This window comes from Microbacterium sp. NPDC091382 (genome assembly GCF_044757025.1).
Classification (GTDB): Bacteria; Actinomycetota; Actinomycetes; order Actinomycetales; family Microbacteriaceae; genus Microbacterium.
This window is the reverse complement of the sequence record NZ_JBIVUD010000003.1, coordinates 226,820-252,219: the sequence shown is the minus strand read 5'-3', so window position 1 is coordinate 252,219 and position 25,400 is coordinate 226,820. Positions and strand designations below refer to the sequence as shown.

Genomic DNA, 25,400 nt, shown 5'->3' with positions numbered 1-25,400 from the left:
GCGTCGCGCGGACGCGTTCTCTCACCAACTGACCGGCAGTGCCTTGCCCTCTTCGTATCCGGCCGCCGACTGGAAACCCACCGTCGCGCGCTCGTGGAAATCCGCGACGGTGGCCGCGCCCGCATAGGTGAAGGAGGACCGCACGCCCGAGGTGATCATGTCGAGCAGGTCCTCGACGCTCGGCCGGAGCGGGTCGAGGTAGATCCGCGACGACGAGATGCCCTCGGCGAACAGCTCTTTGCGCGCCCTCTCGAACGGGTCGAGCCGGCCGAAGCGTCCCTGCACGGCTTTGGTGGAGGCCATCCCCCACGACTCCTTGAACACGCGCCCCTCGGCATCGACGCGCAGGTCGCCGGGGGCCTCGATCGTGCCGGCGAACCAGGAGCCGATCATGACGGATGCCGCGCCCGCCGCGAGCGCCAGCGCGACGTCGCGCGGGTAGCGGACACCGCCGTCGGCCCACACGTGCGCGCCGAGCGCGGCAGCGGCCTCGGCGGTCTCGAGGACAGCGGAGAACTGCGGGCGCCCCACGGCCGTCATCATGCGGGTGGTGCACATGGCGCCCGGGCCCACGCCGACCTTCAGGATCGTCGCGCCCGCCTCGACGAGGTCCCGCACGCCTTCCGCGGTGACGACGTTGCCGGCCACGATCGGGAGGCCCAGGTTCTCGGCGGCGACCGCGCGGAGCGCGCGGATCATGCTCTCCTGGTGCCCGTGCGCCGTGTCGACGACCAGCGCATCGACGCCTGCGGCGGCGAGCGCGCGCGCTTTCGCTGCGACGTCGCCGTTGATCCCGACCGCGGCCGCGACGATCAGGCGTCCGTCGGCGTCGACGGCGGGCCGGTAGAGCGAGGAGCGCAGGGCGGTGCGCTGGGAGAGCGTGCCGACGAGGTGGCCGTGTTGCACGACGGTGACGATGTCGGCCTCGGCCGCGACGAGCAGATCGAAAGCCGCACGAGCGGTGTCGACGTCGTCCGCGTCGATGGATGCCGCACGCCCCCGCACGAGGTCGCCCAGACGCGCGTCGGGAAGCGCGGTGCCCAGGCGCTCGGCGGGGACGATGCCCAGGATGTCGTCCACATGGATCCGGCCCGCACTCGAAGCGACGACGACGCCGTGTCCCGCCGCGGCCGGCAGGAGCGAAGCGGCGTCCGCGACCAGCGCCTCGGGCGGGAGCACGAGCGGGGTGTCCCAGCGCACCGGCTGTTCCTTCACCCACCGGATGCCGGCATCCACATCCTGGAGCGCCATGTCCTGCGGCAGGACGGCGAGACCGCCACGGCGCGAGAGAGTGGCCGCGAGCCGGGGGCCCGTGACCGAGTTCATGTTCGAGGCGACCAACGGGATGGTCGCGCTCGTCCCGTCGCCCGGCGAGAGGTCGACGTCGAGTCTGCTCGCCACGTCGGAACGCCGCGGAACGAGGAACACATCGGAGTAGGTCAGGTCGCCTGCGGGCCGCTCGCCGGAGAAGTGCATACACCCACGCTAAGCGACGAGGAACCCCCGCGTCCTGGCCGCTGGTGCGGGTCGGAGGGGCGGCAACCTGGGATACCCTTGACGTCTGTGCGCGAGGCCGCGCGAGGCCCGCACAATTTCGAACGTCGACGACGAAAGCAGGCGGAACCGTGTCCAGTCAGGCGACCGGCGTGGGAACTACGAGCGACGGGGAGTTCGGAGCCAACGAATGGCTCGTCGCAGAGCTGTACGAGCAGTACAGCCGCGACAAGAACTCGGTGGACAAGGAGTGGTGGCCGGTCCTCGAGGCCTACACCCCCGACGCCCCCTCCGGTGGAGCCGCCGCGACGGCGGCACCGACGGCATCCGCTCCGGCAGCTCCCACCGCCGCACCGACGGCATCCGCCCCCGCCGCGGAATCGCGTCCCGCTCCCGCCGGCGCCCAGCCCGTCGCCCGCACGACCGCTCGCCCCGCGGCGCCGCAGCCGATCCCGGCCGAGGCTCCGAAGGCGGCCACCGGCGAGAAGGCGACCCTCGAAGACACCGTCACCCCGCTGCGCGGCCTCCCGAAGACCCTCGCCGCGAACATGGACGAGTCGCTGACCGTCCCCACCGCGACCAGCGTGCGCACCATCCCCGCGAAGCTGATGATCGACAACCGCATCGTCATCAACAACCACATGTCCCGCACGCGCGGCGGCAAGGTCAGCTTCACCCACATCATCGGGTGGGCGCTCATCCAGGCGCTCAAGGCGTTCCCGACGCAGAACGTCTACTACGCCGAGGTCGACGGCAAGCCGTCCGTCGTCGCCCCCTCCCACATCAACCTGGGCATCGCGATCGACCTCCCGAAGCCCGACGGAACGCGCGCGCTCATGGTGCCCAGCATCAAGCAGGCCGAGACGCTCACCTTCGGCGAATACCTCTCCGCCTACGAGGACCTGGTCCAGCGCGCTCGCAAGAACAAGCTGACCGCCGCCGACTTCCAAGGCACCACCGTCTCGCTCACCAACCCCGGCGGCATCGGCACGGTCCACTCGGTCCCCCGCCTCATGAAGGGCCAGGGCTGCATCATCGGTGCCGGGGCCCTCGACTACCCGGCTGAGTTCCAGGGCGCGAGCGAGAAAACGCTCGGCGAACTCGGCATCGGCAAGACCATCACGCTGACGAGCACCTACGACCACCGCGTCATCCAGGGTGCCGGCTCGGGCGAGTTCCTCAAGATCGTGCACCAGCTGCTGATCGGTCAGGAGGGGTTCTACGACGACATCTTCGCGGCCCTCCGCATCCCCTATTCCCCCATCCGCTGGTCGAGCGACATCAAGGTCGACATCGCCGAGCGTGTCGACAAGACCGCCCGCGTGCAGGAGCTCATCAACTCCTACCGCGTGCGCGGTCACATGATGGCCGACATCGATCCGCTCGAGTACGTCCAGCGCACGCACCCCGATCTCGAGATCGAGAACCACGGGCTGACGTTCTGGGACCTCGACCGCGAGTTCGTCACGAACGGCTTCGGCGGCAAGCGCACGATGAAGCTGCGAGACATCCTCGGGATCCTCCGCGACTCCTACTGCCGCACCGTCGGGGTCGAGTACATGCACATCCAGGACCCGACCCAGCGCAAGTGGTTCCAGGACAACCTCGAGGTCAAATACCAGAAGCCCGGCCACGACGAGCAGCTCCGCGTCCTCGGCAAGCTGAACGAGGCCGAGGCGTTCGAGACCTTCCTGCAGACGAAGTTCGTCGGTCAGAAGCGGTTCAGCCTCGAAGGTGGCGAGTCCCTCGTCCCGCTCCTCGATCAGATCCTCCAGGGCGCTGCCACCGAGGGCCTCGACGGAGCTGCCATCGCGATGGCGCACCGCGGCCGCTTGAACGTCCTCACCAACGTCGCCGGCAAGACCTACAGCCAGCTGTTCCGGGAGTTCGAGGGCTCCGTCGCCGTCGGTTCCAAGAGCGGATCCGGTGACGTCAAGTACCACCTCGGAACCCAGGGGACCTTCGTCGCCGACGGCGGCGAAGAGCTGCCGGTCTACTTGGCGGCCAACCCGTCGCACCTCGAGACCGTCGACGGCGTCCTCGAGGGGATCGTCCGGGCCAAGCAGGACCGCCTGCCCATCGGGTCGTTCTCCTGGCTGCCGATCCTGGTGCACGGCGACGCCGCCTTCGCGGGCCAGGGCGTCGTCATGGAGACGCTGCAGATGTCGCGTCTGCGCGGGTACCGCACCGGCGGCACGGTCCACGTGGTCGTCAACAACCAGGTCGGCTTCACGACCCTCCCACTCGATGCGCGCACGTCGATCTACGCGACCGACGTCGCCAAGACGATCCAAGCGCCGATCTTCCACGTGAACGGCGATGACCCCGAGGCGGTCGTCCACGTGGCCGAGCTCGCCTTCAGGTACCGCCAGGAGTTCAACCGCGACGTCGTCATCGACCTCGTCTGCTACCGCCGCCGCGGTCACAACGAGGGCGACGACCCCTCGATGACGCAGCCGCTCATGACGAACCTCATCGAAGCGAAGCGATCGGTGCGCAAGCTCTACACCGAGGCGCTCGTCGGTCGCGGCGACATCACCGAGGAGGAGTACGACAAGGCCAAGCAGGACTTCCAGAACCGCCTCGAGATCGCCTTCGCCGAGATCCACGCCGCTCAGACAGGGACCTCCCCCGTCGTCTCCGACGAGACCCAGGCCGAGCCCGCGGTCGGCGAGCCCGAGTCCACGGCGGTCAGCCGAGAGGTCATCGAGCGCATCGGCGATGCCTTCGTGAACAAGCCCGAGGGTTTCACGGTGCACACGAAGCTGCAGCAGCTCCTCGACAAGCGCCATGACATGAGCCGCAACGGCAAGATCGACTGGGGCTTCGGCGAGCTGCTCGCCTTCGGGTCGCTCCTCGCCGAAGGCTCGAACGTCCGCCTGGCCGGCCAGGACGTCCGCCGCGGCACGTTCGTGACGCGTCACGCGGTCATGCACGACCGGGCCAACGGACAGGAATGGCTGCCGCTGGCCAACCTGAGCGACAATCAGGGCCGCTTCTACGTCTACGACTCCCTCCTCAGCGAGTATGCGGCGATGGCGTTCGAGTACGGATACTCGGTCGAGCGCGCCGACACCCTCACCCTGTGGGAGGCGCAGTTCGGCGACTTCGCCAACGGCGCGCAGTCGGTCATCGACGAGTTCATCTCCTCGGCCGAGCAGAAGTGGGGTCAGCAGTCGGGCGTCGTCCTCCTGCTCCCCCACGGCTACGAGGGCCAGGGGCCGGACCACTCCTCGGCACGCATCGAGCGCTATCTGCAGATGTGCGCGCAGGACAACATGACCGTGGCCCGACCGTCGACACCCGCGTCGTACTTCCACCTGCTGCGCCGCCAGGCGTACGCCCGGCCGCGGCGGCCCCTCGTCGTCTTCACTCCGAAGGCCATGCTGAGGTTGCGCAACGCGACGAGCTCCGTCGAGGACTTCCTCGAGGGCCGGTTCGAGCCGGTGATCGACGACGAGCGCTCGCTCGACCGCGAGTCCGTCACCCGCGTGCTGCTGCACGCCGGCAAGATCCATTGGGACCTCACCGCGGAGCTCGAGAAGAACCCGAACGAGAAGGTCGCGCTCGTCCGCCTGGAGCAGTACTACCCGGCGCCGATCGATCGCCTCAACGCGATCCTCGACAGCTACCCGAACGCCGAGCTCTACTGGGTCCAAGAGGAGCCGGAGAACCAGGGCGCCTGGCCGTTCATCGCCCTCGAGGTGGTCAAGCACCTCCACGGTCGGACGATCAAGCGGATCTCGCGCTCGGCAGCGGCGTCCACCGCCACCGGCTCGCCCAAGGTCCACGCGCGACAGCACGCCGAGATCATGAATGAGGCGCTGAACTTCTGAGCACCCGTTCCGATACGGAAGAAGGCCCCGCTCCTGCGGGGCCTTCTTCCGTATCGGACGATCGAGTGTCGCGTCAGTGGTGGGTGGCCTGCTCTGCCCGCAGCCGCGCGAGCACCTGATCACGCAGATCCTCGGGCGCGGCCTCCTTGCAGGCGCGCGCGACGACGGCCGTGAGGGTCGTGGCGACGAGGGCCTCGTCCCGACACGCCGCGCAGTTCTCGAGGTGCTCGGTGATGTCGGCGTGACGGGTGTTGCACACCTCGTTGCGCAGGTATTCTTCGAGGTCCTTCTGGGCTTTGTCGCAACCGCAGTCGGTCATTTCGCACTCCTTGTGGCGGGCACCTCGATGCCGCGCTCCTTCGCATAGTCGGACAGCAGGTCGCGGAGCTGTCGTCTGCCACGGTGCAGACGGCTCATGACCGTGCCGATGGGGGTTTTCATGATGTCCGCGATCTCCTGATACGCGAACCCTTCGACGTCCGCGAGGTACACGGCCAGTCGGAAGTCTTCGGGAAGGGACTGCAGAGCGTCCTTCACGACGGATGCCGGCATATGGTCGATCGCTTCGGCCTCGGCGGAGCGAGCAGACGAAGCCGTCGTCGATTCCGCGCCGCCGAGCTGCCAGTCCTCGAGCTCGTCGATGGTGCCCTGGTAGGGCTCACGCTGCTTCTTGCGGTACGTGTTGATGTACGTGTTCGTGAGGATCCGGTAGAGCCACGCCTTGAGGTTGGTGCCCTGGGTGAACGACGCCCATGCGGCGAACGCCTTGACGAAGGTCTCCTGTACCAGGTCCGACGCGTCGGCGGGGTTGCGGGTCATCCGCATCGCCGCCGCGTAGAGCTGGTCCATGAAGGGGAGCGCCTGCTCCTCGAACTGGGTACGCGGGTCTTCGACCGCCTGATCGTTCATCGCAGGCCAGTCTACGTCGGCCCATTCGGCGAGTTCCGGTGCCTCCAGTGTGGCGATCATCCCGCTCCTCTCCCGTCCGTGCACGTCGTCGACACGATGGTCCAACGGGCATGGGGCTGGGCCTATTCCCCGCCGGGTCCGGAAGCCCCGGTCACCCCGTGCCGACGGGCAGGTCGATGCTCACCCGCGTGCCGCGCCCCTCGGAGGAGTCGACCGAAACGGTGCCGTCGTGTCGTTCCACGATGGTGCGGACGAGGGCGAGACCCAGGCCGCTTCCGGGTCGATCCCGCGCATTCGAGCCTCGCGCGAGCTCTTGCAGAACAGTCGGCGCGTCGGCGGCGGGGATGCCGCGACCCGTATCGGCGACTTCGATGGTGACGCGGCCGGACCGCTCGATGCCGCGGATCTCCACCGTGTCACCGGGGTCGGAGTACTTCACGGCGTTCGCGACGACGTTGTGGAGGGCTGTGAAGAGCAGATCGGGGTCGCCCATGACTGCCGGCAACGGCCACGGCGCCGACGGGAGGGTGACTCGGACGTCTCTGCCATGCGCATCGCGGATCGTGGCAGCGACGTCGGTGACGATCGCGCCGGGATCGACGGGAACGCGTTCCATCTCCGCGGTCTGCAGCTCGCCCAGCTTGCGGAGGTCTCCGACCAGACGCGCCATTCGAGTCGTCTGGGTATCGATCGCCGCGAGTTGCGGAGTGACGTCGTCACTGACCGCGACCGCGGCGCGGATCGCGGTGATGGGGTTCTTCAATTCATGATCCAGCCGGTCGAGGAACCGACGGTGCTCGGCGGCGGCCGACTGCAGCGCGCCCCGTTCTGCACGCGACGACGCTCGACGCACGTGCGCCCACCACGTCACGACAAGGGTCGTGACGGCGGCGACCACCGCGGCCGCGATGAGCAGAGACGACCCGAGCGGGGCGGACACGGTGATGGTGCGTCGGTCGACGACGAGGAGCACAACACCCGCGACGAGGAGAGCGAGCGTCGGCGCCGCGGCGAGGACGAGGCGACGCCCGCTCATGCGCGACGCACCGGTCGGACGAAGCGGTAGCCGACCCCCGGCACGGTCTCGATGTACGACGGCGCGGACACATCGTCTCCGAGGACGGAACGCAGTTCGGCGATGCGGTTGTCGACGGCGCGGGTGTGGGCGGCGAAGTCGAATCCCCACACGACGCTGAGCAGACGTTCTCGGGCGTGCGCCTCTCCGGGCCGGGTCATGAGGAACTCCAGCAGCTGGAACGCCTTCGGCGTGAGCGACACCTCGACGCCGTCGCGCCAGACCCGCCGTGCCGGCCGGTCGAGTCGGAGCCCGTGCGCCTCGACCACTTCGGACGAGACGAGCCCGCCCGCTCCCGCCGCCACGCGCCGCAGGACGGCTCGACTTCGAGAGACCAATTCCTGAGGATCGAAGGGCTTGTTGAGGTAGTCGTCGGCGCCTTCGTCGAGAGCCGCAGATCGCTCGCCCGACTCCCCGACGTGCGTCAGCAGGATGACCGGCGTCGTGTCGCCGGTGCGCCGCAGCCGTCGCAGCAGCTCGCGTCCGTCGACCACGGGCATGACGACGTCGCTCACCACGATGTCGGGATGCCGGGACTCGATGATCCGCAACGCGGCAGCGCCGTCCGCGGCGACATCGACCTCGAAGCCGCTGCGACTGAGGAAAGGAGCGAGGCTGTCGGTGATCGACTGCTCGTCGTCGACGAGAAGCAGTCGCGGCGCCGATTCGGAGGGCATATCCGGATCGTAGCGATCAGGGCAGGGGCGTCGTGACGTTGGCCGTGCCCCCGTAGGCGATCTCCGGCGTTCCGCTCTCCCAGCCCACGACATTGATGTCGGCGCTCTCGTCGAACGCGATCCTCTTCGCCGACGCCAGGACGACCGTCGCACCGTCGCCCTCGATCGTGAGGGTCCCGACGTCGGGCAGCAGAACGCCGCCGGCGCTCGCGAGGATCGTCACCGTCGCGCATTCCCCGGTGAGCTCGACGTACATCCCGTCGAGATCGCGCCCCACGGTCGCGGCGCCGTCGACGCACGTCAGGTTCTGCGTCACGAGCTGACGCAGGCGCGCCCGATCCAGCTGCGCCGGCAGGTCGGGGTCGACCTCGACGCTCGATCCCGCGTCCGGCGCCGGCGACGCGTCCGGCGCCGACGATGCGGCCGGCGCGTCCGGCATCGAGCTGCGCGGGTCCGACGCTGCAGGTGCGGAGCTCGACGCGGGGTCGGTGACGGCCACGGAGCATCCCGCCAGCAGGAGGGGCGTGAGAAGGGCAGCGGTGAGGACGACGGATCGGATGCCGGTGCGGGTGCTGTGTTCCATGGGATTCACGCTAGGGGGTCGGTGTCGCCGCGCTGTCGCGAGGATGTCGCAGATCGGCGACATCCTCGCGGCACTCGCACCTCGGCGACGACGACCCGTTCAGTAGGCTGGACGCGATGAGCGACGCCCCTTCCTCCCCCGCCCCCGCTGACGAGATCCCCGACGGATCGTGGCCGGCGCCTACGCCGGATGCGCCCGTGCACGCGCGCGTCGCCGTACCGGGGTCGAAGTCGCTCACCAATCGTGAGCTGGTCCTCGCGGCCATCGCCGACGGACCGAGCCTGCTGACGGGCGCGCTCCACTCCGACGACTCCGCTCGCATGATCGAGGCGCTGCGCGAGCTGGGGGTCCGCATCGAGACCGTCCCGGGCGACTCGCCGTTCGGGCCCGACCTCGACGTCACGCCGCCCTCCGCCTTCACGGGCGGTACGACCATCGACTGCGGCCAGGCGGGAACGGTCATGCGCTTCGTCTCCCCCATCGCGGGTCTCGCGGCGGGCGACGTTCACGTGACGGCGCATCCCACGGCCATGCACCGACCGATGGGCGCGATGATCCACGCCCTCCGCGAGATCGGTGCCGACATCGACGACGGCGGCAGCTGGGCTCTCCCCTTCGACATCCGCGGCCACGGGCACATCCGCGGCGGCGAGGTGACGATCGATGCGAGTCAGTCCAGTCAGTTCGTCTCGGGGCTCCTTCTCGCCGCCGCGCGTTTCGACGTCGGACTCCGGCTCATCCACGAGGGCGAGCGACTCCCGAGCCTGCCGCACATCGAGATGACCATCGAGTCGCTGGCGCGCCGCGGTGTGCACGTGGAGCACCCGGCACCGAACGAGTGGGTCGTGCCCGCCGGGCCCATCCGCGGCAAGGACGTCGCGATCGAGCCGGACCTCTCCAACGCAGCGCCCTTCCTCGCCGCCGCGATCCTGACGGGCGGGTCGGTGACGGTGCCCGGGTGGCCCGCCCACTCGACCCAGCCCGGGGCCCTCCTCGCCGACATCCTGCCCGTCATGGGGGCCCACGCGTCCCGCCGGGCGGGAGCGCTCACCGTGACCGCCGGAGAGCGCATCGCCGGGGTCGACCTCGACCTCTCGGCCGCGAGCGAGCTGACACCCACACTGTTCGCGCTCGCGGCGTTCGCCGACGCGCCGACGACCTTCCACGGCATCGGGCACATCCGCGGCCACGAGACGGATCGCATCTCCGCGCTCGTCGACAACCTGCGCGCGCTCGGCGGCGATGCGCAGGAACAGGAGGACGGCATCCACATCCGGCCCCGCCCCCTCCATGCCGGGCTCTGGAAAGCACACCACGATCACCGGATGGCGACCGCCGGCGCCGTGATCGGACTGCGGGTGCCGGGCGTCGTGGTCGACGACATCGGCACGACCGCCAAGACCATGCCCGAGTTCCCCCAGCTCTGGGCGGACATGCTCGCGTGAGCTGGCTCAGCGACGACGATGACGACGACCTCGAGTTCGACGAGGCCGACATCCGCGTGCGCCCCAACCCGAAGGCGAACCGACCGCGCACGAAGCGGCGTCCGGCCCACGCGGACGCTCAGACGGCCCGCGTCCTCGGTGTCGACCGTGGTCGGTACACGGTCCTCATCGACGAGGACGGCCCGGACGAGCGACAGATCCTCGCGTCCCGTGCGCGCGAGCTGCGCAAGCAGCCGATCGTCAACGGGGACCGTGCGCGCGTGGTGGGAGACACCTCCGGGAACGACGGCACACTCGCGCGGATCGTCGGCATCGAAGAGCGGACCTCGCTCCTGCGACGCAGCGCCGACGACACCGACCACGTCGAGCGGATCATCGTCGCCAATGCCGACCAGCTCCTCATCGTCGTCGCCGCTGCCGACCCGGAGCCGCGACCGCGTCTGGTCGACCGCTACCTGATCGCGGCGCTGGACGCCGGGATGCATCCGATGCTCGTCGTCACCAAGACCGACCTGGCCGATCCGACGGTGTTCCTCGCCCACTTCGAGGGTCTCGACGACCTCGAGGTCTTCACGAGCGGCCGCGACGCGATGCCGGTCGACGCCATCGGCGCCCGCCTCGCGGGGCACGCCACCGTTTTCGTCGGACACTCCGGCGTCGGCAAGTCGACGCTCGTGAACGCTCTCGTCCCCGACGCGCTGCGCGCGATCGGGCACGTCAACGAGGTCACCGGCCGAGGCCGGCACACCTCCAGCTCGGCGGTCTCGCTGCGGTACACCGGAGACGACGGTCGCGGGTGGGTCATCGACACCCCCGGAGTCCGGTCGTTCGGCCTGGGCCACGTGGATCCCGCCAACATCCTGCGGGCGTACACCGATCTGGCCGCTGTCGCAGAGGAGTGTCCCCGCGGCTGCACCCACCTGCCCGACGCGCCGGATTGCGCTATCGCCGAGGCCGTGGCCGAGGGACGCCTGGGCGAGCGAGGACCCGCGCGTCTCGACTCGCTGCAGCGCTTGCTCGCCACCTTCGCGACCTGACGAGGCGGCCTAAGATGGTCGGATGCCGCGCCTGAGCACTGGATCCCCCGCACCCGAGTTCTCCCTCGTCGACCAAGACGGACGCACCGTCTCGCTCGTCGACTTCCGCGGGAAGCGTCTCATCGCCTTCTTCTACCCCGCCGCGATGACGCCCGGATGCACGACCGAGGCCTGCGACTTCCGCGACAGCGTGGCACCGCTTCAGGCCGCGGGGTACACGGTCGTCGGGATCTCGCGCGACGAGCCTGCGAAGCTCCAGGCCTTCCGCGAGCGCGATACCCTCCCCTACGACCTGTTGAGCGACCCCGATCACTCCGTCCACGAGGCCTACGGCGCGTGGGGCGAGAAGATGAACTACGGCAAGGTCGTCGAAGGCGTCATCCGATCGACCTTCGTCATCGACGAGGACGGCGTGATCGCGCACGCGCTCTACAACGTGAAGGCGACCGGGCACGTCGCCCGCGTCAGGGCGCTGCTGGAGGTCTGATCAAGCCTCGCCCGGGTCGTGGGCGGACTCCTTCGAGCGCTGTCCTGCCGTCCGCGCCGCTGCGATGAGCAGCACCAGTCCCACCAGCGCCGGCACGGCGATCGCCGCAGCGAGCCGAGGGTCCGCTCCCTCACCGGTGAGCGTGCCGAGCGCGACGGACAGGACGAGGACCTGGACGACGACGCCACCCGACCGGCCACCCGACGCTCCGCGCCACACGGCGACGGCGAAGGCGACGAGCGCCGCAGCAGCGAGCACCGTGAGGGCGAGGAGCGCGATCGAGCTCGGGACGCTCTCGCTGTCGCCGCGCACGAGGGCGACCAGCTCCCACACCGCGAGGACGAGGATGCCGGCGGCTTCGAGGGCGAGCCATCCGGCCGCAAGACGCTCGACACGGCTGATGCGCACGATGATCGCTTCTTCCTGGGCGCCGGGCCACGGCGAGGCGCCGAAATACTCCGTTAACCCTTGATTCACATGCCCGGGCATGGGAATATTGACAGGCAAGTGTGCTCCCACAGCGGCGTGGGGCGAGCATCAGCTCGCACACCACCCAGGTTAGTCGACGTCGCCCGGCGTCGCATCCCGACTTCCGATCCCCCCACAAGGAGCACCGCTATGGATTGGCGCGACAAAGCCGCCTGCCTGACCGTCGACCCCGAACTGTTCTTCCCCGTGGGGAACACCGGGCCCGCCGTCGACCAGATCGAGAAGGCGAAGTCCGTCTGCGCCCGGTGCACCGTCACCGAACTCTGCCTGCAGTACGCCCTCGAGACCGGTCAGGACTCGGGCGTCTGGGGCGGCCTCTCCGAGGACGAGCGTCGCGCGCTCAAGCGTCGCGCCGCCCGCGCCCGCCGCGCCTCCTGACGAGCCCGCGCGCGGGCCTCAGGCCCGCGCGCGCTCGATGTAACGCATCGGGATCTCGATCGTCACCTCGGTGCCGCTCCCCACCAGGGTGTGCCAGTCGATCGTCCCACTGAGTTCGCCCTGGATGAGCGTGCGGACGATCTGAGTTCCCAGCCCACGGCCCACTTGGCCTTCCGGCAGGCCGACGCCCGTGTCGCGCACCCGCACCAGCAGCTGATCCGCATCACGTTCGGCGATGATCTCGACCTCGCCTTCCTTGTCGGCCAGGCCGTGCTCGACGGCGTTGGTCACCAGCTCGGTCAGGGCGAGGGCGAGGGGCGTGGCGTACTCGCTCGGCAACGTGCCGAATGTGCCGGTCTTGACCGTCCGGGCACGCGTGTTCGGGGCCGCGGCGACCTCGGCGACGAGTTTGAGCACGCGTTCGAAGACGTCGTCGAAGTCGACGCTCTGCGTGAGGCCCTCCGAGAGCGTGTCGTGCACGACGGCGATCGCGCTCACGCGACGCATCGCCTGCGTGAGGGCATCCCGGCCCTCGTCCGAGTGAGTGCGGCGCGCCTGGATGCGCAGAAGCGACGCGACCGTCTGCAGGTTGTTCTTGACGCGGTGGTGGATCTCGCGGATCGTCGCGTCCTTCGTGATGAGTTCCTGCTCCTGATGGCGGATCTCGCTGACGTCGCGGCAGAGCACGATCGCGCCGATGCGCGTGCCGTTCTCGCGCAGCGGGATCGTGCGGAGCGAAACGGTCACGCCCCGCGCCTCGACGTCCGCGCGCCACGGTGCGCGACCGGCCATGACGATCGGGAGGGACTCGTCGAACTGACGGGATGCCGGCATGATCGTCGTCGCGACCTGCATGAGCGACTCACCCTCGAGCTCGTCGTCGAAGCCCAGCCGGTTGAAGGCGGACAGCGCATTGGGGCTCGCGAAGGTCGTGATGCCGTCCACGTCGAGCCGGATGAGACCGTCCGACGCGCGTGGCGCCCCGCGCCGGGGGGAGGTCGGTGCGGTGAGGTCGGGGAAGTCCGCCGAGGCGATCATGCCGAACAGATCGTCGGCGCAGTCGTTGAAGGTGATCTGCTGGCGCGACGGCGTACGCGCCTCGCCCAGGTTCGTGTGTCGGGTGAGGACGCCGATGACGCGGGTCTCGCGGCCCTCGGCGGCGCGTTCGCGCACGATGGGAACCGCGCGCACACGCGTGGGCGTCTCCTCGAACCAGTCCGGCGACGCCGAATCGACCATCCGGATCTGGGTGAAGGCATCCTTGACCTGCGTGCGCCACTGCGGACGCACGACGTCGCCCACGATGTCGCGGTAGAAGAGGGTCGCCGCACCGCTCGGACGCGTATGAGCGACCGCGATGAACGAATCGTCGGGAGTCGGCACCCAGACGACGATGTCCGCGAATGCCAGATCGGCGAGCAGCTGTCCGTCACCCGCGAGACGGTGGAGCCATTCGACATCCTCCGCGGTGGAACGGCCTTGGGCGTAGACGAGGTCGCTGAGGGTGGACACGCCTCCACCCTAGATCCTCCTCATCGGAGCTCCCGCGAGAGCTGCCGGGAGGGGGTCAGGCAGTCCGCGCGAGACGGCGAAGCGAGTGACGTGTCGCCGTCGCCGCGCGCGCCTCTCGCGGGGCGAGGGACTCGGCGACGAGGCGTCGCACCGCGGTCGGCACCGCCGAACGCGGTGCGACGTGGGCGATGGGACGGGCCGCGAGCATGGCGGCATCCGTCCCCCGGGCATCCCACGGCACGAAAGCGACATCCGTGACGCCCGTGTAGCGCTCGAGCGTGCGACGCACCTGCCCTCGGGCGTCGACGCCGAGCGCGGCCGCGCGCACCTTGTTCACCACCACGCGGACCGGCGCCGCACCGGACGCGGCACGGAGGTCGGGCCACGCCCGCACGAAGCGGGATACGCCGACGGGATCCGCGGCGACCACGGCGAGGACGACGTCCGCGGATTCGAGCGACGCGAGAGTGGCGGCGTTGCGACGAGGACCGTCGACGAGGTCGCTCACGATCTCCTCGTCTCGCTCGAGCGGCGCGGCGGTGTCGATGACGACGTCGTCCACCCAGGACCGGCACGCGTCGATGGCGGCGACGACCCGGGTGTGCGAGAGTTCCGGCCAGCGACCCGGCCGGTTGAGACCGGTGAGGACGTCGATTTCGCCCACGGACGAGGCGATCCGACTGAGCTCCGCAGTCGTCAGCGCACCCCGTTCGGCCTGCCGGCATGCGGCCGCGAATCCGGGCCCTTCATCGGCGAGCCCCGTGGCGAGGGCCAGCGACGGCGCGTGCGCATCCGCGTCGATGAGAGCGACGCGTCGCGTCGGGCTCGACAGGGCGCAGGCCACCTCGATGGCGAGGGTCGTGCGGCCCGGAGCGCCCGGCGCCCCCCAGACGGTGATCACCCGTCCGCTCGTCGGTTCGACGGGCGCGAGAGGCATCGGGGCGGCGAGGAGATCCGCGGCGGGCACTCCGGGGTCGTAGGCGGTGAGCCCGAGGGACCTTGCGAGGCGGTCGTCCGACGCACGAGAGGACAGCGGCACGATCCGCACGGACATGCGATCGCACGCTGCGACGAGCGGCGCCGTCAGCGTCGCGGGTCGCCCGTCGACGATCAACACATCCGCGCGCGACAGCTCCGCGAGCAGTTCCGCAGCCTCGGGGGCCGCCAGGGCATCCCTGGCAGCAGCAGCCGGAGCGGATGCCGCCACCACCGCGCGGACGTCCGCGCCCTCCTCGCGCACGCGCCGTGCGACGTCCTCGCCGGTACGGCCGTCGAGGGCGACGACGACCCTCATCTCGGCTCCCCCGCAACGGGCACGACCGACAGGCTCGAGTCGTCGGACAGGGCCGCCAGCGTGGCAGCGACGTCCGCCCGCGGGATGACGATCTCGAGCGAGACATCCTCGCCCGAAACGACCCCGTCGTCGCGGGTGACGGCGACCACCGTCGCCGACGGAACGAGGATGCGGGGTTTCCCGAGCTCGCCGCCGTCGTCCGTGGGCGCCGCCCAGACCTCCACGGCGGAGCCCGCCACCACGGCGGCCGACACGTCGCCCGCGGTGCGGATCACGACGCTCGTCGTGGTTCCGGAATCGGCGTCGCCTACTGCTCCTTGCGGGACGAGTTCCCCCTCGAAGATCGTGCGGGTGGCGACCGCGCCCGGTTCGAGCGAAGCGGGCGACACATAGGTGTCGCCCGCTTGACCGAGCGCGACGTCCATGACGCGGAGATCGTCCGCCGTCACGGTCTGCCCGGGAACGATCGTGCGCGCCGCCGCGAACACGGGGGCCGTCTGGCGTGCCGAGGCGACGACGAGCCAGACACCCGCGACCGAGGCGATGATGAGCGCGATTCCGAGCAGGAACCGCGCATCGGCCCAGAACGCGCGCGGGGCGGGTCTCACGGTGTCGGGAGTGGTCATGGGCCCATGGTGACGGAGCCGTTCATGACGAGGCGTGGATTATCCACAAGCCGTCGACAGTCGGGAGAAGACCCACCGCCGGGCCCATAATGGCCTCATGCCCGATCGGACCCCCGTGCGTATGCTCACGCCTGCCCAGGTTGCGGAGATGCTGCAGCTCCAGGTGGATGAGGTCGTCGCGCTCGTGCTGGACGGCCGGCTCCGTGGCGCCCGGGTGGGCTCCCCCGCGGCCTGGCGGGTCGAGGAGGCCAGCGTCGAGGACTATCTGGACGATCAGGCCGAGGACGCCCGTCTGCATGCGCTCTGGCGCGAATCGAACGCCGCGAGCTTTCCCGAGCTCTGGGGCCGGGGCCGGCGCGGCGGCGGCGCGTAAGACGACGCTGTCGTCGCCGCGATCAGAGGGCGACGGGCGCCTCGAGCCTGACCCCCGCAACCGCAGTGAAGGGGACGAGACGGTGGCCGGCCACGAGGTCGGCGCGGCGGGGTGTCCCCCGGTCGTGCAGGGCCAGGTCGAGATGATCCGACGCGGCGCGATCGACGGTGCCGCTGTATTCACGACCGTCCGTCGTCAGCAGGGTCACCGGCACTCGACGCCGAGCGAGATCGCGCAGAATGAACCCGAGCGTCATCCGTTCGCGGATCCGGCCGGGCGCTCCGCCCCGAGCGCTTCGCAGGACATCGGCGTGTGATGCACCCAGCGCGATGACCGCGGCGAACGGGACGACGAGCACTCCACGGGATGTGCCGTCGTCGAGCGCGACCCAGTCAGGGCCGGCGGCGACCGGACGTCCCGTCGCCGACGCACCGCCGCGTATGTCGACGAGCACGTCGGCCTCTGTCGAGCCCGACAGCGCGCTCAGCCGTTCGAACAGCGAGAGCCGCGCCACCCGGAGCCGCTCGGCCTCGCTGTCGAGCGCGGCTCGTTCGGCCTCCCATTCAGAGTCGAGTTGGTCTTCGAGGTCTTCGAAGAATCGGTCCCAGCGCACCCAGGCGACAGTAGGCGACCGGAGTATCGGGCGCGGGGTTTGTCCACAGGTTGGAGTATTCTCATCCAGCCGCGCGCCTGCCTGTGCTGTACTCGTGCCGTTCACACGCCCCGCAGACACCTGTCGCCCGAGAGGAATCGACATGGCCCTCGCCGCCCCCGAAGACATCCGCATCCCGCGGTCGGGAAGCTCCCTCGAGGTCGCGGAGTACTTCGCGCCGCAACGCACCTCCTCGAGCGACCTGCCGGACCCGCTTCCGCTGGTGAAGAACCTGACGATCGGCGTCCTGGAGGTGCTCGCCGGCGTTCGCGACGTGGATCAGCTCGCTCGATGGCTCGGCGAGGATGCGTACCGCGCCCTCGTCACCCGCGCGAACCTGTCCGCCCGCGCCCGAAGCGCACGTGGCGTCGCCGCTGTGCGACCGGCGCATCGGATCCTGACCGAGCGGACGTGCGAGCCGTCGGACGGTGCGCTCGAAGCAGCCGTCATCGTGAGCGGTCCGGTGCGCACGCGGGCTGTCGCGATGCGCCTCGAAGGGTGGGACGGGCGCTGGCGCGCCACCTCTCTCGCCCTCCTCTGATCCGCGTCACTGCCGGTAGGACGAGAGGAAGTTCCCGAGTCGTTCGATCGCCTCGGTGAGCACGCGAGCCTCCGGCAGGGTGACGATCCGGAAGTGATCCGGGGTCGGCCAGTTGAAACCCGTCCCCTGGACGAGGAGAACGTGCTCGGCTACGAGGAAGTCGTACACGAACTTCGCGTCGTCACGGATGTCGTGGACCTCGGGATCCAGGCGAGGGAAGGCGTAGAGTGCCCCCTGCGGCTTGACGCAGGTGACCCCGGGAATCGCCGTCAGGCCCTCCCACGCCGCGTCGCGCTGCTCGTGCAGGCGGCCCGTGGGTGCGATCAGCGCGTCGATCGACTGGATCCCGGAGAGCGCAGCCTGCACAGCGAACTGAGCAGGCACGTTGGGGCACAGGCGAGTGGAGGCGAGGAGCTGGATCCCCTCGAGGAAACCCACTGCGTGCTTCTTCGGTCCGGTGATGACCATCCACCCGGACCGGTATCCCGCGACGCGGTACGTCTTCGACAGCCCGTTGTACGTCAGGCACAGCAGATCGGGGGCCAGGGTGGCGAGCGGGATGTGCGTCGCACCGTCGAACAGGATGCGATCGTAGATCTCGTCCGCGAGCAGCAGGAGCTCGTTCTCCCGAGCGATCTCGACGATCCCCTGGAGGACCTCGCGGGTGTACACGGCACCCGTCGGGTTGTTCGGGTTGATGACGACGATCGCCTTCGTGCGGGGAGTCACCTTCGCGCGGATGTCGTCGAGGTCGGGCTGCCAACCGTTCTCCCCGTCGGCGACGTAATGCACCGGCGTGCCCCCGGCCAGGCTCGTCATCGCCGTCCACAACGGGTAGTCGGGCGACGGGATGAGGACCTCGTCGCCCTCATCGAGCAGCGCCTGCATGGTCATCGTGATGAGCTCGGACACACCGTTGCCCAGGTAGACGTCGTCGGGGTCGAACTTCGGGAAGCCGGGCTCCTCCTCGTACCGCGAGACGATGGCGCGACGCGCCGACATGATGCCCCGCGAATCCGAATAGCCGTGCGCCTGCGGTACGGCCTCGATCATGTCGCGCACGATCTGGAACGGAGCCTCGAACCCGAAGATCGCCGGGTTACCCGTGTTCAGCTTGAGGATCGTGTGACCCTCGTCCTGCAGCCGGTCGGCCTCGACCAGGGCGGCACCGCGGATCTCGTACAGGACGTCCTTGAGCTTGGATGACTGGTCGAGGGTGCGCGGGGTCATCGGTTCAGAATAGCGAAGGCCGACGGGGCCAATGGCGGGTCCGTGGACCGCCCGGCGCCCGTCGGCCCGCCGTCACTTCTTCTTGCCGGCCGCCCGGCGCTGCGCTCTGTTGCCGGCGTCCGCCGGCTCGGAAGCGGCATCCACCTGCTGCCCGAAGGAGCCCCGCTGGGTCTCCGCGGGCGCTTCCTGCTCGGCCTCGCGCTGACGGGCCTTGGTGGTCGCCGCCTGCTGCACCTGACCGCGCTCGTTTCGCACCTCGACCTCGCCGGCGTCGTTGGGCGCGGTGTACTGCAGCTTCTGAGCGTCGATGTCGGGAGAGTCCAGCCCCTTCGCCTCGATGTCGCCACCCTCTGTCTGGCGCACCTCGACCTCGAGGTTGAAGAGGAATCCGACCGACTCCTCCTTGATCTGCGCCATCATCGACTGGAACATCTGGTAGCCCTCGCGCTGGTACTCGATGAGCGGGTCGCGCTGAGCCATGGCTCGGAGGCCGATGCCGTCCTTCAGGTAGTCCATCTCGTAGAGGTGGTCACGCCAGCGGCGGTCGAGGACCTGCAGCACGACGCGACGCTCGAGCTCCCGCATCGCGGGCTCGCCCAGCTTCTCCTCGCGCGACCGGTAGGCGATCATGGCGTCCGAGAGCAGCTCGCGCTTGAGGAGCTCCGGAGTCACCTTGCCCTTGGCTCCGCTCTCGGCGACGACCTCGTCGATCGTGACGCCGACGGGGTAGAGCGTCTTCAGCTCGGCCCACATCGCGTCGAAGTCCCAGCTCTCGTTGTGCCCCGAGCCGGTGTGCTCGTCGATGATCGCGGAGATGGCGTCCTCGATGAAGTGCTCGACGCGCGAGGACAGGTCGTCACCTTCGAGCATCTGACGGCGGTCGGCGTAGATCGCCTCGCGCTGCCGGTTGAGGACGTCGTCGTACTTGAGGACGTTCTTGCGGATCTCGGCGTTCCGGGCCTCCACCTGGGCCTGGGCGCTCTTGATCGCGCGCGACACCATCGACGACTCGATGGCGACGTCGTCGGGGAAGTTCGTGCGGGCCAGGATCGCCTCGGCGGCGCCCGACTGGAACAGCCGCATGAGGTCATCGGTCAGCGACAGGTAGAAGCGGCTCTCGCCGGGGTCGCCCTGACGCCCCGACCGACCGCGCAGCTGGTTGTCGATACGACGCGACTCGTGACGTTCGGTGCCGAGGACGTACAGGCCGCCCGCCTCGACCACGCGGTCCGCCTCTTCCTGAACCGTCGCCTTGACGCCTGCGTAGACGTCCTCCCACGCGGCCTCGTACTCGTCCGGCGTCTCGACCGGGTCGAGGCCCTTGGCCTTCATCTCGGAGACGGCGATGAACTCGGCGTTGCCGCCGAGCATGATGTCGGTGCCGCGACCGGCCATGTTGGTGGCGACCGTGACGGCGCCGTACCGACCGGCGCGGGCGACGATCTCGGCCTCGCGCGCGTGATTCTTCGCGTTGAGGACCTCGTGCTTGATGCCCTTCTTGGCCAGCAGACGCGAGAGGTACTCGCTCTTCTCGACGCTGACCGTTCCGACCAGCACCGGCTGTCCGGACGCGTGGCGCTCCGCGATGTCCTCGACCACCTGCGCGAACTTCGCCTGCTCGTTCTTGTAGACGAGGTCGGACTGGTCCTTGCGGATCATCGGCTTGTTCGTGGGGATCGGGACCACGCCGAGCTTGTAGGTCGACATGAACTCCGCCGCCTCGGTCTCGGCGGTACCGGTCATGCCGGCGAGCTTCTCGTAGAGGCGGAAGTAGTTCTGCAGGGTGACGGTCGCGAGGGTCTGATTCTCGGCCTTCACCGCGACACCCTCCTTGGCCTCGATGGCCTGGTGGATGCCCTCGTTGTAACGGCGGCCGACCAGGATGCGGCCGGTGTGCTCGTCGACGATCATGACCTCGCCGTTCATCACGACGTAGTCGGTGTCGCGCTTGAACAGGGCGAGCGCCTTGATGGAGTTGTTGAGGAACGAGATGAGCGGCGTGTTGGCCGACTCGTAGAGGTTGTCGATGCCGAGGTAGTCCTCGACCTTCTCGATGCCGGGCTCGAGCACGCCGATGGTGCGCTTCTTCTCGTCGACCTCGAAGTCGACACCGGGCTCGAGGGTGCGGGCGATCTTCGCGAACTCGGTGAACCAGCGGTTCGCCTCGCCCGAGGACGGCCCGGAGATGATCAGCGGGGTACGCGCCTCGTCGATGAGGATCGAGTCGACCTCGTCGACGATGCAGTAGAAGTGGCCGCGCTGAACGAGGTCCTCGCTGCGCCAGGCCATGTTGTCGCGCAGGTAGTCGAATCCGAACTCGTTGTTCGTGCCGTAGGTGATGTCGGCTTCGTACTGCTGGCGGCGGACCTCGGGATTCTGCCCCGAGACCACGGTGCCGGTGGTCATGCCGAGGGCGCGGAACACGCGGCCCATGAGCTCGGACTGATACGACGCGAGGAAGTCGTTGACGGTGATGACGTGGACGCCCTTGCCGGCGATCGCGTTGAGGTACGCCGGCAGTGCCGCCGTGAGGGTCTTGCCCTCACCGGTCTTCATCTCGGCGATGTTGCCGAGGTGCAAAGCGGCACCGCCCATGACCTGGACGTCGTAGGGGCGCTGGCCGAGGGTGCGGCTCGCGGCCTCGCGCACGGCGGCGAAGGCCTCGGGCATGAGCTTGTCGAGCGACTCCCCGGCCTCGTGACGCGCGCGGAGTTCCGCCGTCTCGCCTCGCAGCTCCTCGTCGGTGAGGTGCGCGTAGTCCTCTTCGAGCGCCGACACGGCTTTCACGACCTGCTGCAGCCTGCGCAGAACGCGGCCTTCACCGGCACGAAGCAGTTTCTCGAGGGGGTTCGCCACGGAGGTTCTCCATCTGTCGATTCAGCATTCCGACGAGCGATGTCGGGATGCCGGTGCGCAGGACGCGCAGACATACATCGCCATGTTATCCGCCCGTGACCTACGAGGTTGCTGGAGACGGCGGCATCCTGCGGCAGGCGACCGACCGCCGGCATCCCTCGGCCCGTAAGATCGGGCGCATGGCGGGTTTCTGGGGTAGACGCAAGCGCGAGGACGCGGAGATCGAGGCACAGGATGCCGAACTCAGTCGGAAGGCCGGCGCAGCACTCGTCGCCGCGGACGAGCGCATCCGGGTGACCGACGACGAACTCGCGTACGCGGAGATCGAACTCGGGCGCGACGCGACGAAGGACCTGCGCGATGCGCTGGCCGCCGTGCGCCAGCACCTGGGCGAGGCGTTCCAGTTGCACCAGCTGAACCACGACGAGATCCCCGACACCCCCGAGGAACTGCGCACGCGCAACGCCCGCATCGTGCAACTGTGCGAGTGGGCCGAGGACCTTCTCGACGACCGCACCGAGTCGCTTGCCGAGTCCATCGCCCGGGCGCGCCGTGCTCCCGAGATCATCGCGGGTATCCGCACCGACGTCGCCAGGCTGCGAGAGCGCCTCCCCGCGTTGAACACGAGTCTCGAGCGACTGTCGACCCGGTACTCGGATGCCGCGATGCGCACGGTGCTCGGCAACGCCGCCGAGGCGGCTCAGCTGCTGAATTTCGCGGAGCACAGCTCGGACGTGTCCGAGCGTCGCCGCGACGCCGGGCAGCGCGAGCAGGCGAATCTGGCGCTGGAGACCGCGATCGAGGCCTCACGCCGGGCGGGCACACTCGTCGAGGCCGTCGACACGTTCGAGATCGAGGCGCTTCGCGCCGAGTCCACGCTCGCCGCGATCGTCGACGACTCGCGCGACGATCTGATCGTGGCGCAGCCGATGCTCTCCAACGCGGCCGTCGCCGCGGCAGCAGCCGACCTTCAGGCGGCGCTGGGCGAACTGACTCCGGCGGGAAGCAAGCCCGATCCCTTCACCGAGCTCACCCGCCTCCGCGCCGCGAACGCCGCGCTGGATGCGGCCGTCGCGAAGGCTCGGGAGCGCGCCGCTCGACCGGTGCCCAGCGAGGCGCACGTCCATCACGCCATCGACGACGCCGACCGGCAGATCGGCGTCGCCCGCAGTGTCATCTCCGGTCACCGCGGATGGATCGGGGCGGACGCACGCACCCGACTCGCCGAAGCCGAGCGCGTCCGGAACGACTTGCTGCGCTTCGCCGGGACGATCGATGAGGACGACCGCGACGAGGCGATGGGCCTCGCACGGCGCGCAGCGCACCTGGCCGGCGAGGCGCTCCAGCTCGCGCAGCGCGACATCGACTCCTCCCGACCGAACGACTGGGGGAACGGCGGATACGGCGGCCGCGGCATGGGCAGCGGCATGGGCGGCGGAAGCCTCGCCGGAGGCCTCCTCGGCGGGCTCGTCATCGGCGGGCTCCTCGACGGCATGTTCGACTGATGACTGCCCTCGACGACGCGGTTTCGTTGTCCCAGCGTTGGGACGTTCCCCACGCCTCGGTCGCGGTGGTCGGCGCCGACGGCCGGACCAGGGCATCCGCCGGGGACCAGGACCGGGTCTACCGACTGGCTTCGGTGACGAAACTCCTGAGCGCGTACGCGGTACTCGTCGCCGTCGAAGAGGGAGCGCTCGCACTCGATCAGCCGGCGGGCCCGCCGGGTGCGACCGTCGAGCATCTTCTGGCGCACACGGCCGGCTACGACTTCTCCTCGTCGGCACTCCGCGCGTCCCCCGGCGAGCGCCGCCTGTACTCCAACACGGGCTTCGAGGTCCTCGCCGATCTCCTGGAGTCCGAGACGGGCATCGCCTTCGATGCGTACGCGCACGAAGCCGTCTTCGCGCCCCTGGGGATGGCCCACACCTCGATCGGCGACTCGGCCGCAGCGAGCGGTTCGTCCACGACCACGGACCTCGCGCGTTTCGCCGCGGAACTCCAACGGCCGCGGCTCCTCGATCCTGCGACGCTCGAGCGCGCCACGGGCGTCGCATTCCCCGGCCGACGAGGCGTGCTGCCCGGCTTCGGGCAGCAGCCGGAGAATGACTGGGGCCTCGGCCTGGAGATCCGTGGAACGAAGACCCCGCACTGGACGGGTGCCCACAACTCCCCCGAGACCTTCGGACACTTCGGCCAGTCCGGCACGTTCCTCTGGGTGGACCCTCGCGCGGGTGCCGCGCTGGTCGCACTGACGGATCGGCCGTTCGGCCCGTGGGCCGCCGACGCCTGGCCTGCCTTCAGCGATGCGGTCCTCGAGGCCCTGCGGACCGGCTGACACCGACGGCTCCTCCACATGAAGAGGGTGGATGCCGCGCGGCATCCACCCTCTTCTGTCGGTCGTCGGGTCAGGAGGCGAGCTCCGCCGGCGCGGCCGTGGTGGTCAGGGAGATCACGCCGTAGTCCCAGCCCTTGCGGCGGTACACGACGCTCGGCTGGTCGGTTCGGGCATCGATGAAGAGGAAGAAGTCGTGACCGACGAGCTCCATGCGGTCGACGGCATCCTCGACGGTCATCCACTCGGGATCGAAGCGCTTGGTGCGGATGACGACGGGGGTGTAGTCCTCCTCGTCCTCGGCGCCGGTGATGATCGGCACCTCGCCCGTCACGACGGCACGGATCACGTCGACCGACGCCGGCTGGACGTCGATGCCCTGCAGCGTGCCGGTGCCCTTCTCGAGCTTGGCGCCGCGCGGATGGTTGCGCAGATCGACGCGCTTCTCCTTCGCACGACGGATCTGCTCTCCGAGCTTGGTCATGGCGAGATCGAGAGCGGCGAACTTATCGCCGTCCACCGCCTCGGCGCGGACGACGGGACCCTTGCCCGTGAGGGTGACCTCGACGGTCTCGTCCTCGCGGCCCCCGTTGTGATAGGCGCGATGCGTGACCTTGACGTCGAGCCGTTGGGCTCGGGGCGAAAGGTGCTCGATCCGGGCGGACTTCTCCTCGACAACGGAGCGGAAACGGTCGCTGACGCTCACTCCCACGCCGACGATACTGATCTCCATCGTGACCTCCTTGTTCCGGTCCACCCGGTCAAGGGCGGACCTCGGTTCGCCTTGTGTCCCCCCACCGTAGTGCCGTCCCCGCGTCGTGTCACGGACTGATCACGATGAATCCGCACTCAGCGGGAAGAAGCCCCGCGCAGGGGGGTCGAGGCGATCGTGACGGCGCCGATCACGTGGATCCCCGCCGCGGCGAGCGCGCGCGCCGCCTCGGCGAGGGTGGCTCCCGTCGTCACCACATCGTCGACGAGGACGACGTCTCGTCCGGCGAGCCGGGCCACTGCGCGGCCCCTCACCCCCATCACGCCCGAGAGGTTGACTGCGCGCTCCTCCCGGCCGAGCGCACGCTGGTCTGCAGTCGGACGCGCGACGCGCAGCAGTTCGTACGGGCGCCAGCCCGCACGCCGGCAGACCAGGACGACCGGAGCGTACCCGCGTCGACGCATCGACGACGCACTCGCGGGGATCGGCACCGGCACGGCGTCCCACTCCGGCGGCCACACCTCCCGGAGGACATCGCCGAGGGCTGAGGCGAGCGCGGTGCGCCCGTCCTCCTTGAATGCACGGATGACGCGGGCTGCGACTCCGTCGAAGACCACAGCGCTGCGCACCCGCAACCCGCCTGGGAGCCGTCGCTCGAGGGCATCGGATGCGAGCTCCGCAGCGCAGGGAGCGCACAGGTCGACATCGGGGCGGTCGCAGCCCGCGCATCTGACGGGGAAGGCGACGGCGAGCGCATCCGCGACCGCGCTCCGCAGCGACGACAGGGCGGCGGGACCGGCGGGGCGGAACATGCCTCCACCCTGGGACATCACCCGCGTCGCGGGCCGCCCTGCCGCTGTCG

General features: G+C 69.6%; 24 protein-coding genes. 9 read left to right on the top strand and 15 right to left on the bottom strand.

Features of this window, described 5'->3' with window-relative positions; translation table 11 throughout:
- Window positions 1–21: 21 nt before the first annotated feature.
- Window positions 22–1,476, bottom strand: coding sequence for a GuaB1 family IMP dehydrogenase-related protein (locus ACIQLK_RS12625; RefSeq protein ID WP_400365139.1), 1,455 nt, complete (start codon window positions 1,474–1,476; stop codon window positions 22–24).
- A gap of 149 nt (window positions 1,477–1,625) precedes the next feature.
- Between ACIQLK_RS12625 and ACIQLK_RS12620 the strand changes: the two genes are divergently transcribed.
- Window positions 1,626–5,330, top strand: coding sequence for a multifunctional oxoglutarate decarboxylase/oxoglutarate dehydrogenase thiamine pyrophosphate-binding subunit/dihydrolipoyllysine-residue succinyltransferase subunit (locus tag ACIQLK_RS12620; RefSeq protein WP_400365138.1), 3,705 nt, complete (start codon window positions 1,626–1,628; stop codon window positions 5,328–5,330).
- 73 nt (window positions 5,331–5,403) lie between these two features.
- Here ACIQLK_RS12620 and ACIQLK_RS12615 read toward each other — a convergent pair whose 3' ends face one another.
- From ACIQLK_RS12615 to ACIQLK_RS12595, 5 genes are all read right to left on the bottom strand, one after another.
- Complete coding sequence (locus ACIQLK_RS12615; RefSeq protein WP_018188697.1) at window positions 5,404–5,649, bottom strand: zf-HC2 domain-containing protein; 246 nt, start codon at window positions 5,647–5,649, stop codon at window positions 5,404–5,406.
- A complete protein-coding gene (locus ACIQLK_RS12610; RefSeq protein WP_400365137.1) occupies window positions 5,646–6,299 on the bottom strand; it encodes a sigma-70 family RNA polymerase sigma factor in 654 nt (217 codons plus the stop codon). The genes ACIQLK_RS12615 and ACIQLK_RS12610 overlap by 4 nt, the downstream gene beginning before the upstream one ends.
- Window positions 6,300–6,390: 91 nt before the next feature.
- Window positions 6,391–7,275, bottom strand: a complete 885-nt coding sequence (locus tag ACIQLK_RS12605; protein ID WP_400365136.1) for a sensor histidine kinase — start codon at window positions 7,273–7,275, stop codon at window positions 6,391–6,393.
- Window positions 7,272–7,991 carry a response regulator gene (locus ACIQLK_RS12600; RefSeq protein WP_400365135.1) on the bottom strand — a complete coding sequence of 240 codons (720 nt, stop codon included), beginning with the start codon at window positions 7,989–7,991 and terminating at the stop codon, window positions 7,272–7,274. Before ACIQLK_RS12600 ends, ACIQLK_RS12605 begins: the two co-directional genes overlap by 4 nt.
- Before the next feature lie 16 nt (window positions 7,992–8,007).
- Window positions 8,008–8,574: a hypothetical protein gene (locus tag ACIQLK_RS12595; protein WP_400365134.1), complete on the bottom strand. Its 567-nt coding sequence runs from the start codon at window positions 8,572–8,574 to the stop codon at window positions 8,008–8,010.
- 116 nt (window positions 8,575–8,690) lie between these two features.
- Between ACIQLK_RS12595 and aroA the strand changes: the two genes are divergently transcribed.
- Genes aroA through bcp form a run of 3 tightly spaced genes read left to right on the top strand, consistent with a single transcriptional unit; the run spans window position 8,691 to window position 11,543 of the window.
- The gene (aroA, locus tag ACIQLK_RS12590) at window positions 8,691–10,019 is read left to right on the top strand and encodes a 3-phosphoshikimate 1-carboxyvinyltransferase (protein ID WP_400365133.1); all 1,329 of its coding nucleotides are present in this window, start codon (window positions 8,691–8,693) and stop codon (window positions 10,017–10,019) included.
- Window positions 10,016–11,056: a ribosome small subunit-dependent GTPase A gene (gene rsgA, locus ACIQLK_RS12585; RefSeq protein ID WP_400365132.1), complete on the top strand. Its 1,041-nt coding sequence runs from the start codon at window positions 10,016–10,018 to the stop codon at window positions 11,054–11,056. Before aroA ends, rsgA begins: the two co-directional genes overlap by 4 nt.
- Before the next feature lie 22 nt (window positions 11,057–11,078).
- Entirely contained in the window at window positions 11,079–11,543 is a 465-nt protein-coding gene (gene bcp / locus ACIQLK_RS12580; protein WP_400365131.1) for a thioredoxin-dependent thiol peroxidase, read from the top strand.
- Here the strand turns inward: bcp and ACIQLK_RS12575 are convergent, their stop codons facing one another.
- Window positions 11,544–11,951: a histidine kinase gene (locus tag ACIQLK_RS12575; RefSeq protein WP_400365130.1), complete on the bottom strand. Its 408-nt coding sequence runs from the start codon at window positions 11,949–11,951 to the stop codon at window positions 11,544–11,546. It abuts the gene before it with no gap.
- A 210-nt stretch (window positions 11,952–12,161) separates the two neighbouring features.
- Here ACIQLK_RS12575 and ACIQLK_RS12570 point away from each other — a divergent pair, with 210 nt between their 5' ends.
- Window positions 12,162–12,410, top strand: a complete 249-nt coding sequence (locus ACIQLK_RS12570; RefSeq protein ID WP_018188706.1) for a WhiB family transcriptional regulator — start codon at window positions 12,162–12,164, stop codon at window positions 12,408–12,410.
- 18 nt (window positions 12,411–12,428) lie between these two features.
- Here ACIQLK_RS12570 and ACIQLK_RS12565 read toward each other — a convergent pair whose 3' ends face one another.
- From ACIQLK_RS12565 to ACIQLK_RS12555, 3 genes are read right to left on the bottom strand one after another with little or no spacing between them, the layout of a single operon-like run.
- Complete coding sequence (locus ACIQLK_RS12565) at window positions 12,429–13,922, bottom strand: sensor histidine kinase (RefSeq protein ID WP_400365129.1); 1,494 nt, start codon at window positions 13,920–13,922, stop codon at window positions 12,429–12,431.
- Window positions 13,923–13,977: 55 nt separating this feature from the next.
- On the bottom strand, window positions 13,978–15,216 hold the full coding sequence (locus ACIQLK_RS12560; protein WP_400365128.1) for a CpaE family protein: 1,239 nt from the start codon (window positions 15,214–15,216) through the stop codon (window positions 13,978–13,980).
- Complete coding sequence (locus ACIQLK_RS12555) at window positions 15,213–15,842, bottom strand: SAF domain-containing protein (RefSeq protein WP_400365127.1); 630 nt, start codon at window positions 15,840–15,842, stop codon at window positions 15,213–15,215. The genes ACIQLK_RS12560 and ACIQLK_RS12555 overlap by 4 nt, the downstream gene beginning before the upstream one ends.
- 121 nt (window positions 15,843–15,963) lie before the next feature.
- On the opposite strand from ACIQLK_RS12555, the gene ACIQLK_RS12550 reads away from it, so the two are divergent.
- Window positions 15,964–16,215 (top strand): helix-turn-helix domain-containing protein, encoded by a 252-nt coding sequence (locus ACIQLK_RS12550; protein WP_400365580.1) that lies wholly within the window; start codon window positions 15,964–15,966, stop codon window positions 16,213–16,215.
- A 22-nt stretch (window positions 16,216–16,237) separates the two neighbouring features.
- On the opposite strand, the gene ACIQLK_RS12545 is transcribed toward ACIQLK_RS12550, so the two are convergent.
- Window positions 16,238–16,828 (bottom strand): hypothetical protein, encoded by a 591-nt coding sequence (locus ACIQLK_RS12545; protein WP_400365126.1) that lies wholly within the window; start codon window positions 16,826–16,828, stop codon window positions 16,238–16,240.
- A gap of 142 nt (window positions 16,829–16,970) precedes the next feature.
- On the opposite strand from ACIQLK_RS12545, the gene ACIQLK_RS12540 reads away from it, so the two are divergent.
- Complete coding sequence (locus ACIQLK_RS12540) at window positions 16,971–17,408, top strand: Rv3235 family protein (protein WP_400365125.1); 438 nt, start codon at window positions 16,971–16,973, stop codon at window positions 17,406–17,408.
- Window positions 17,409–17,414: 6 nt separating this feature from the next.
- Here the strand turns inward: ACIQLK_RS12540 and ACIQLK_RS12535 are convergent, their stop codons facing one another.
- Window positions 17,415–18,638, bottom strand: coding sequence for a pyridoxal phosphate-dependent aminotransferase (locus ACIQLK_RS12535; protein WP_400365124.1), 1,224 nt, complete (start codon window positions 18,636–18,638; stop codon window positions 17,415–17,417).
- A 72-nt stretch (window positions 18,639–18,710) separates the two neighbouring features.
- The gene (gene secA / locus ACIQLK_RS12530) at window positions 18,711–21,494 is read right to left on the bottom strand and encodes a preprotein translocase subunit SecA (RefSeq protein WP_400365123.1); all 2,784 of its coding nucleotides are present in this window, start codon (window positions 21,492–21,494) and stop codon (window positions 18,711–18,713) included.
- A 179-nt stretch (window positions 21,495–21,673) separates the two neighbouring features.
- On the opposite strand from secA, the gene ACIQLK_RS12525 reads away from it, so the two are divergent.
- Window positions 21,674–22,999, top strand: a complete 1,326-nt coding sequence (locus tag ACIQLK_RS12525; RefSeq protein WP_400365579.1) for a hypothetical protein — start codon at window positions 21,674–21,676, stop codon at window positions 22,997–22,999.
- Entirely contained in the window at window positions 22,999–23,829 is an 831-nt protein-coding gene (locus ACIQLK_RS12520) for a serine hydrolase domain-containing protein (RefSeq protein ID WP_400365122.1), read from the top strand. Before ACIQLK_RS12525 ends, ACIQLK_RS12520 begins: the two co-directional genes overlap by 1 nt.
- A 70-nt stretch (window positions 23,830–23,899) precedes the next feature.
- Here the strand turns inward: ACIQLK_RS12520 and hpf are convergent, their stop codons facing one another.
- Complete coding sequence (gene hpf / locus ACIQLK_RS12515) at window positions 23,900–24,559, bottom strand: ribosome hibernation-promoting factor, HPF/YfiA family (RefSeq protein WP_400365121.1); 660 nt, start codon at window positions 24,557–24,559, stop codon at window positions 23,900–23,902.
- 116 nt (window positions 24,560–24,675) lie between these two features.
- Window positions 24,676–25,350 (bottom strand): ComF family protein, encoded by a 675-nt coding sequence (locus tag ACIQLK_RS12510; protein ID WP_400365120.1) that lies wholly within the window; start codon window positions 25,348–25,350, stop codon window positions 24,676–24,678.
- Window positions 25,351–25,400 lie beyond the last annotated feature (50 nt).

What these genes read in the sequence shown, in the direction of transcription:
- aroA (WP_400365133.1), top strand. Translation starts at nt 8,691, where the DNA reads ATGAGCGACGCCCCTTCCTCCCCCGCCCCCGCTGACGAGATCCCCGAC.
- ACIQLK_RS12610 (WP_400365137.1), bottom strand. Translation starts at nt 6,299, where the DNA reads ATGATCGCCACACTGGAGGCACCGGAACTCGCCGAATGGGCCGACGTA.
- ACIQLK_RS12540 (WP_400365125.1), top strand. Translation starts at nt 16,971, where the DNA reads ATGGCCCTCGCCGCCCCCGAAGACATCCGCATCCCGCGGTCGGGAAGC.
- ACIQLK_RS12555 (WP_400365127.1), bottom strand. Translation starts at nt 15,842, where the DNA reads ATGACCACTCCCGACACCGTGAGACCCGCCCCGCGCGCGTTCTGGGCC.
- ACIQLK_RS12510 (WP_400365120.1), bottom strand. Translation starts at nt 25,350, where the DNA reads ATGTTCCGCCCCGCCGGTCCCGCCGCCCTGTCGTCGCTGCGGAGCGCG.
- ACIQLK_RS12535 (WP_400365124.1), bottom strand. Translation starts at nt 18,638, where the DNA reads ATGACCCCGCGCACCCTCGACCAGTCATCCAAGCTCAAGGACGTCCTG.
- bcp (WP_400365131.1), top strand. Translation starts at nt 11,079, where the DNA reads ATGCCGCGCCTGAGCACTGGATCCCCCGCACCCGAGTTCTCCCTCGTC.
- ACIQLK_RS12605 (WP_400365136.1), bottom strand. Translation starts at nt 7,275, where the DNA reads ATGAGCGGGCGTCGCCTCGTCCTCGCCGCGGCGCCGACGCTCGCTCTC.
- ACIQLK_RS12600 (WP_400365135.1), bottom strand. Translation starts at nt 7,991, where the DNA reads ATGCCCTCCGAATCGGCGCCGCGACTGCTTCTCGTCGACGACGAGCAG.
- hpf (WP_400365121.1), bottom strand. Translation starts at nt 24,559, where the DNA reads ATGGAGATCAGTATCGTCGGCGTGGGAGTGAGCGTCAGCGACCGTTTC.
- ACIQLK_RS12560 (WP_400365128.1), bottom strand. Translation starts at nt 15,216, where the DNA reads ATGAGGGTCGTCGTCGCCCTCGACGGCCGTACCGGCGAGGACGTCGCA.
- ACIQLK_RS12550 (WP_400365580.1), top strand. Translation starts at nt 15,964, where the DNA reads ATGCTCACGCCTGCCCAGGTTGCGGAGATGCTGCAGCTCCAGGTGGAT.
- ACIQLK_RS12595 (WP_400365134.1), bottom strand. Translation starts at nt 8,574, where the DNA reads ATGGAACACAGCACCCGCACCGGCATCCGATCCGTCGTCCTCACCGCT.
- ACIQLK_RS12520 (WP_400365122.1), top strand. Translation starts at nt 22,999, where the DNA reads ATGACTGCCCTCGACGACGCGGTTTCGTTGTCCCAGCGTTGGGACGTT.
- ACIQLK_RS12625 (WP_400365139.1), bottom strand. Translation starts at nt 1,476, where the DNA reads ATGCACTTCTCCGGCGAGCGGCCCGCAGGCGACCTGACCTACTCCGAT.
- ACIQLK_RS12615 (WP_018188697.1), bottom strand. Translation starts at nt 5,649, where the DNA reads ATGACCGACTGCGGTTGCGACAAAGCCCAGAAGGACCTCGAAGAATAC.
- ACIQLK_RS12525 (WP_400365579.1), top strand. Translation starts at nt 21,674, where the DNA reads ATGGCGGGTTTCTGGGGTAGACGCAAGCGCGAGGACGCGGAGATCGAG.
- ACIQLK_RS12570 (WP_018188706.1), top strand. Translation starts at nt 12,162, where the DNA reads ATGGATTGGCGCGACAAAGCCGCCTGCCTGACCGTCGACCCCGAACTG.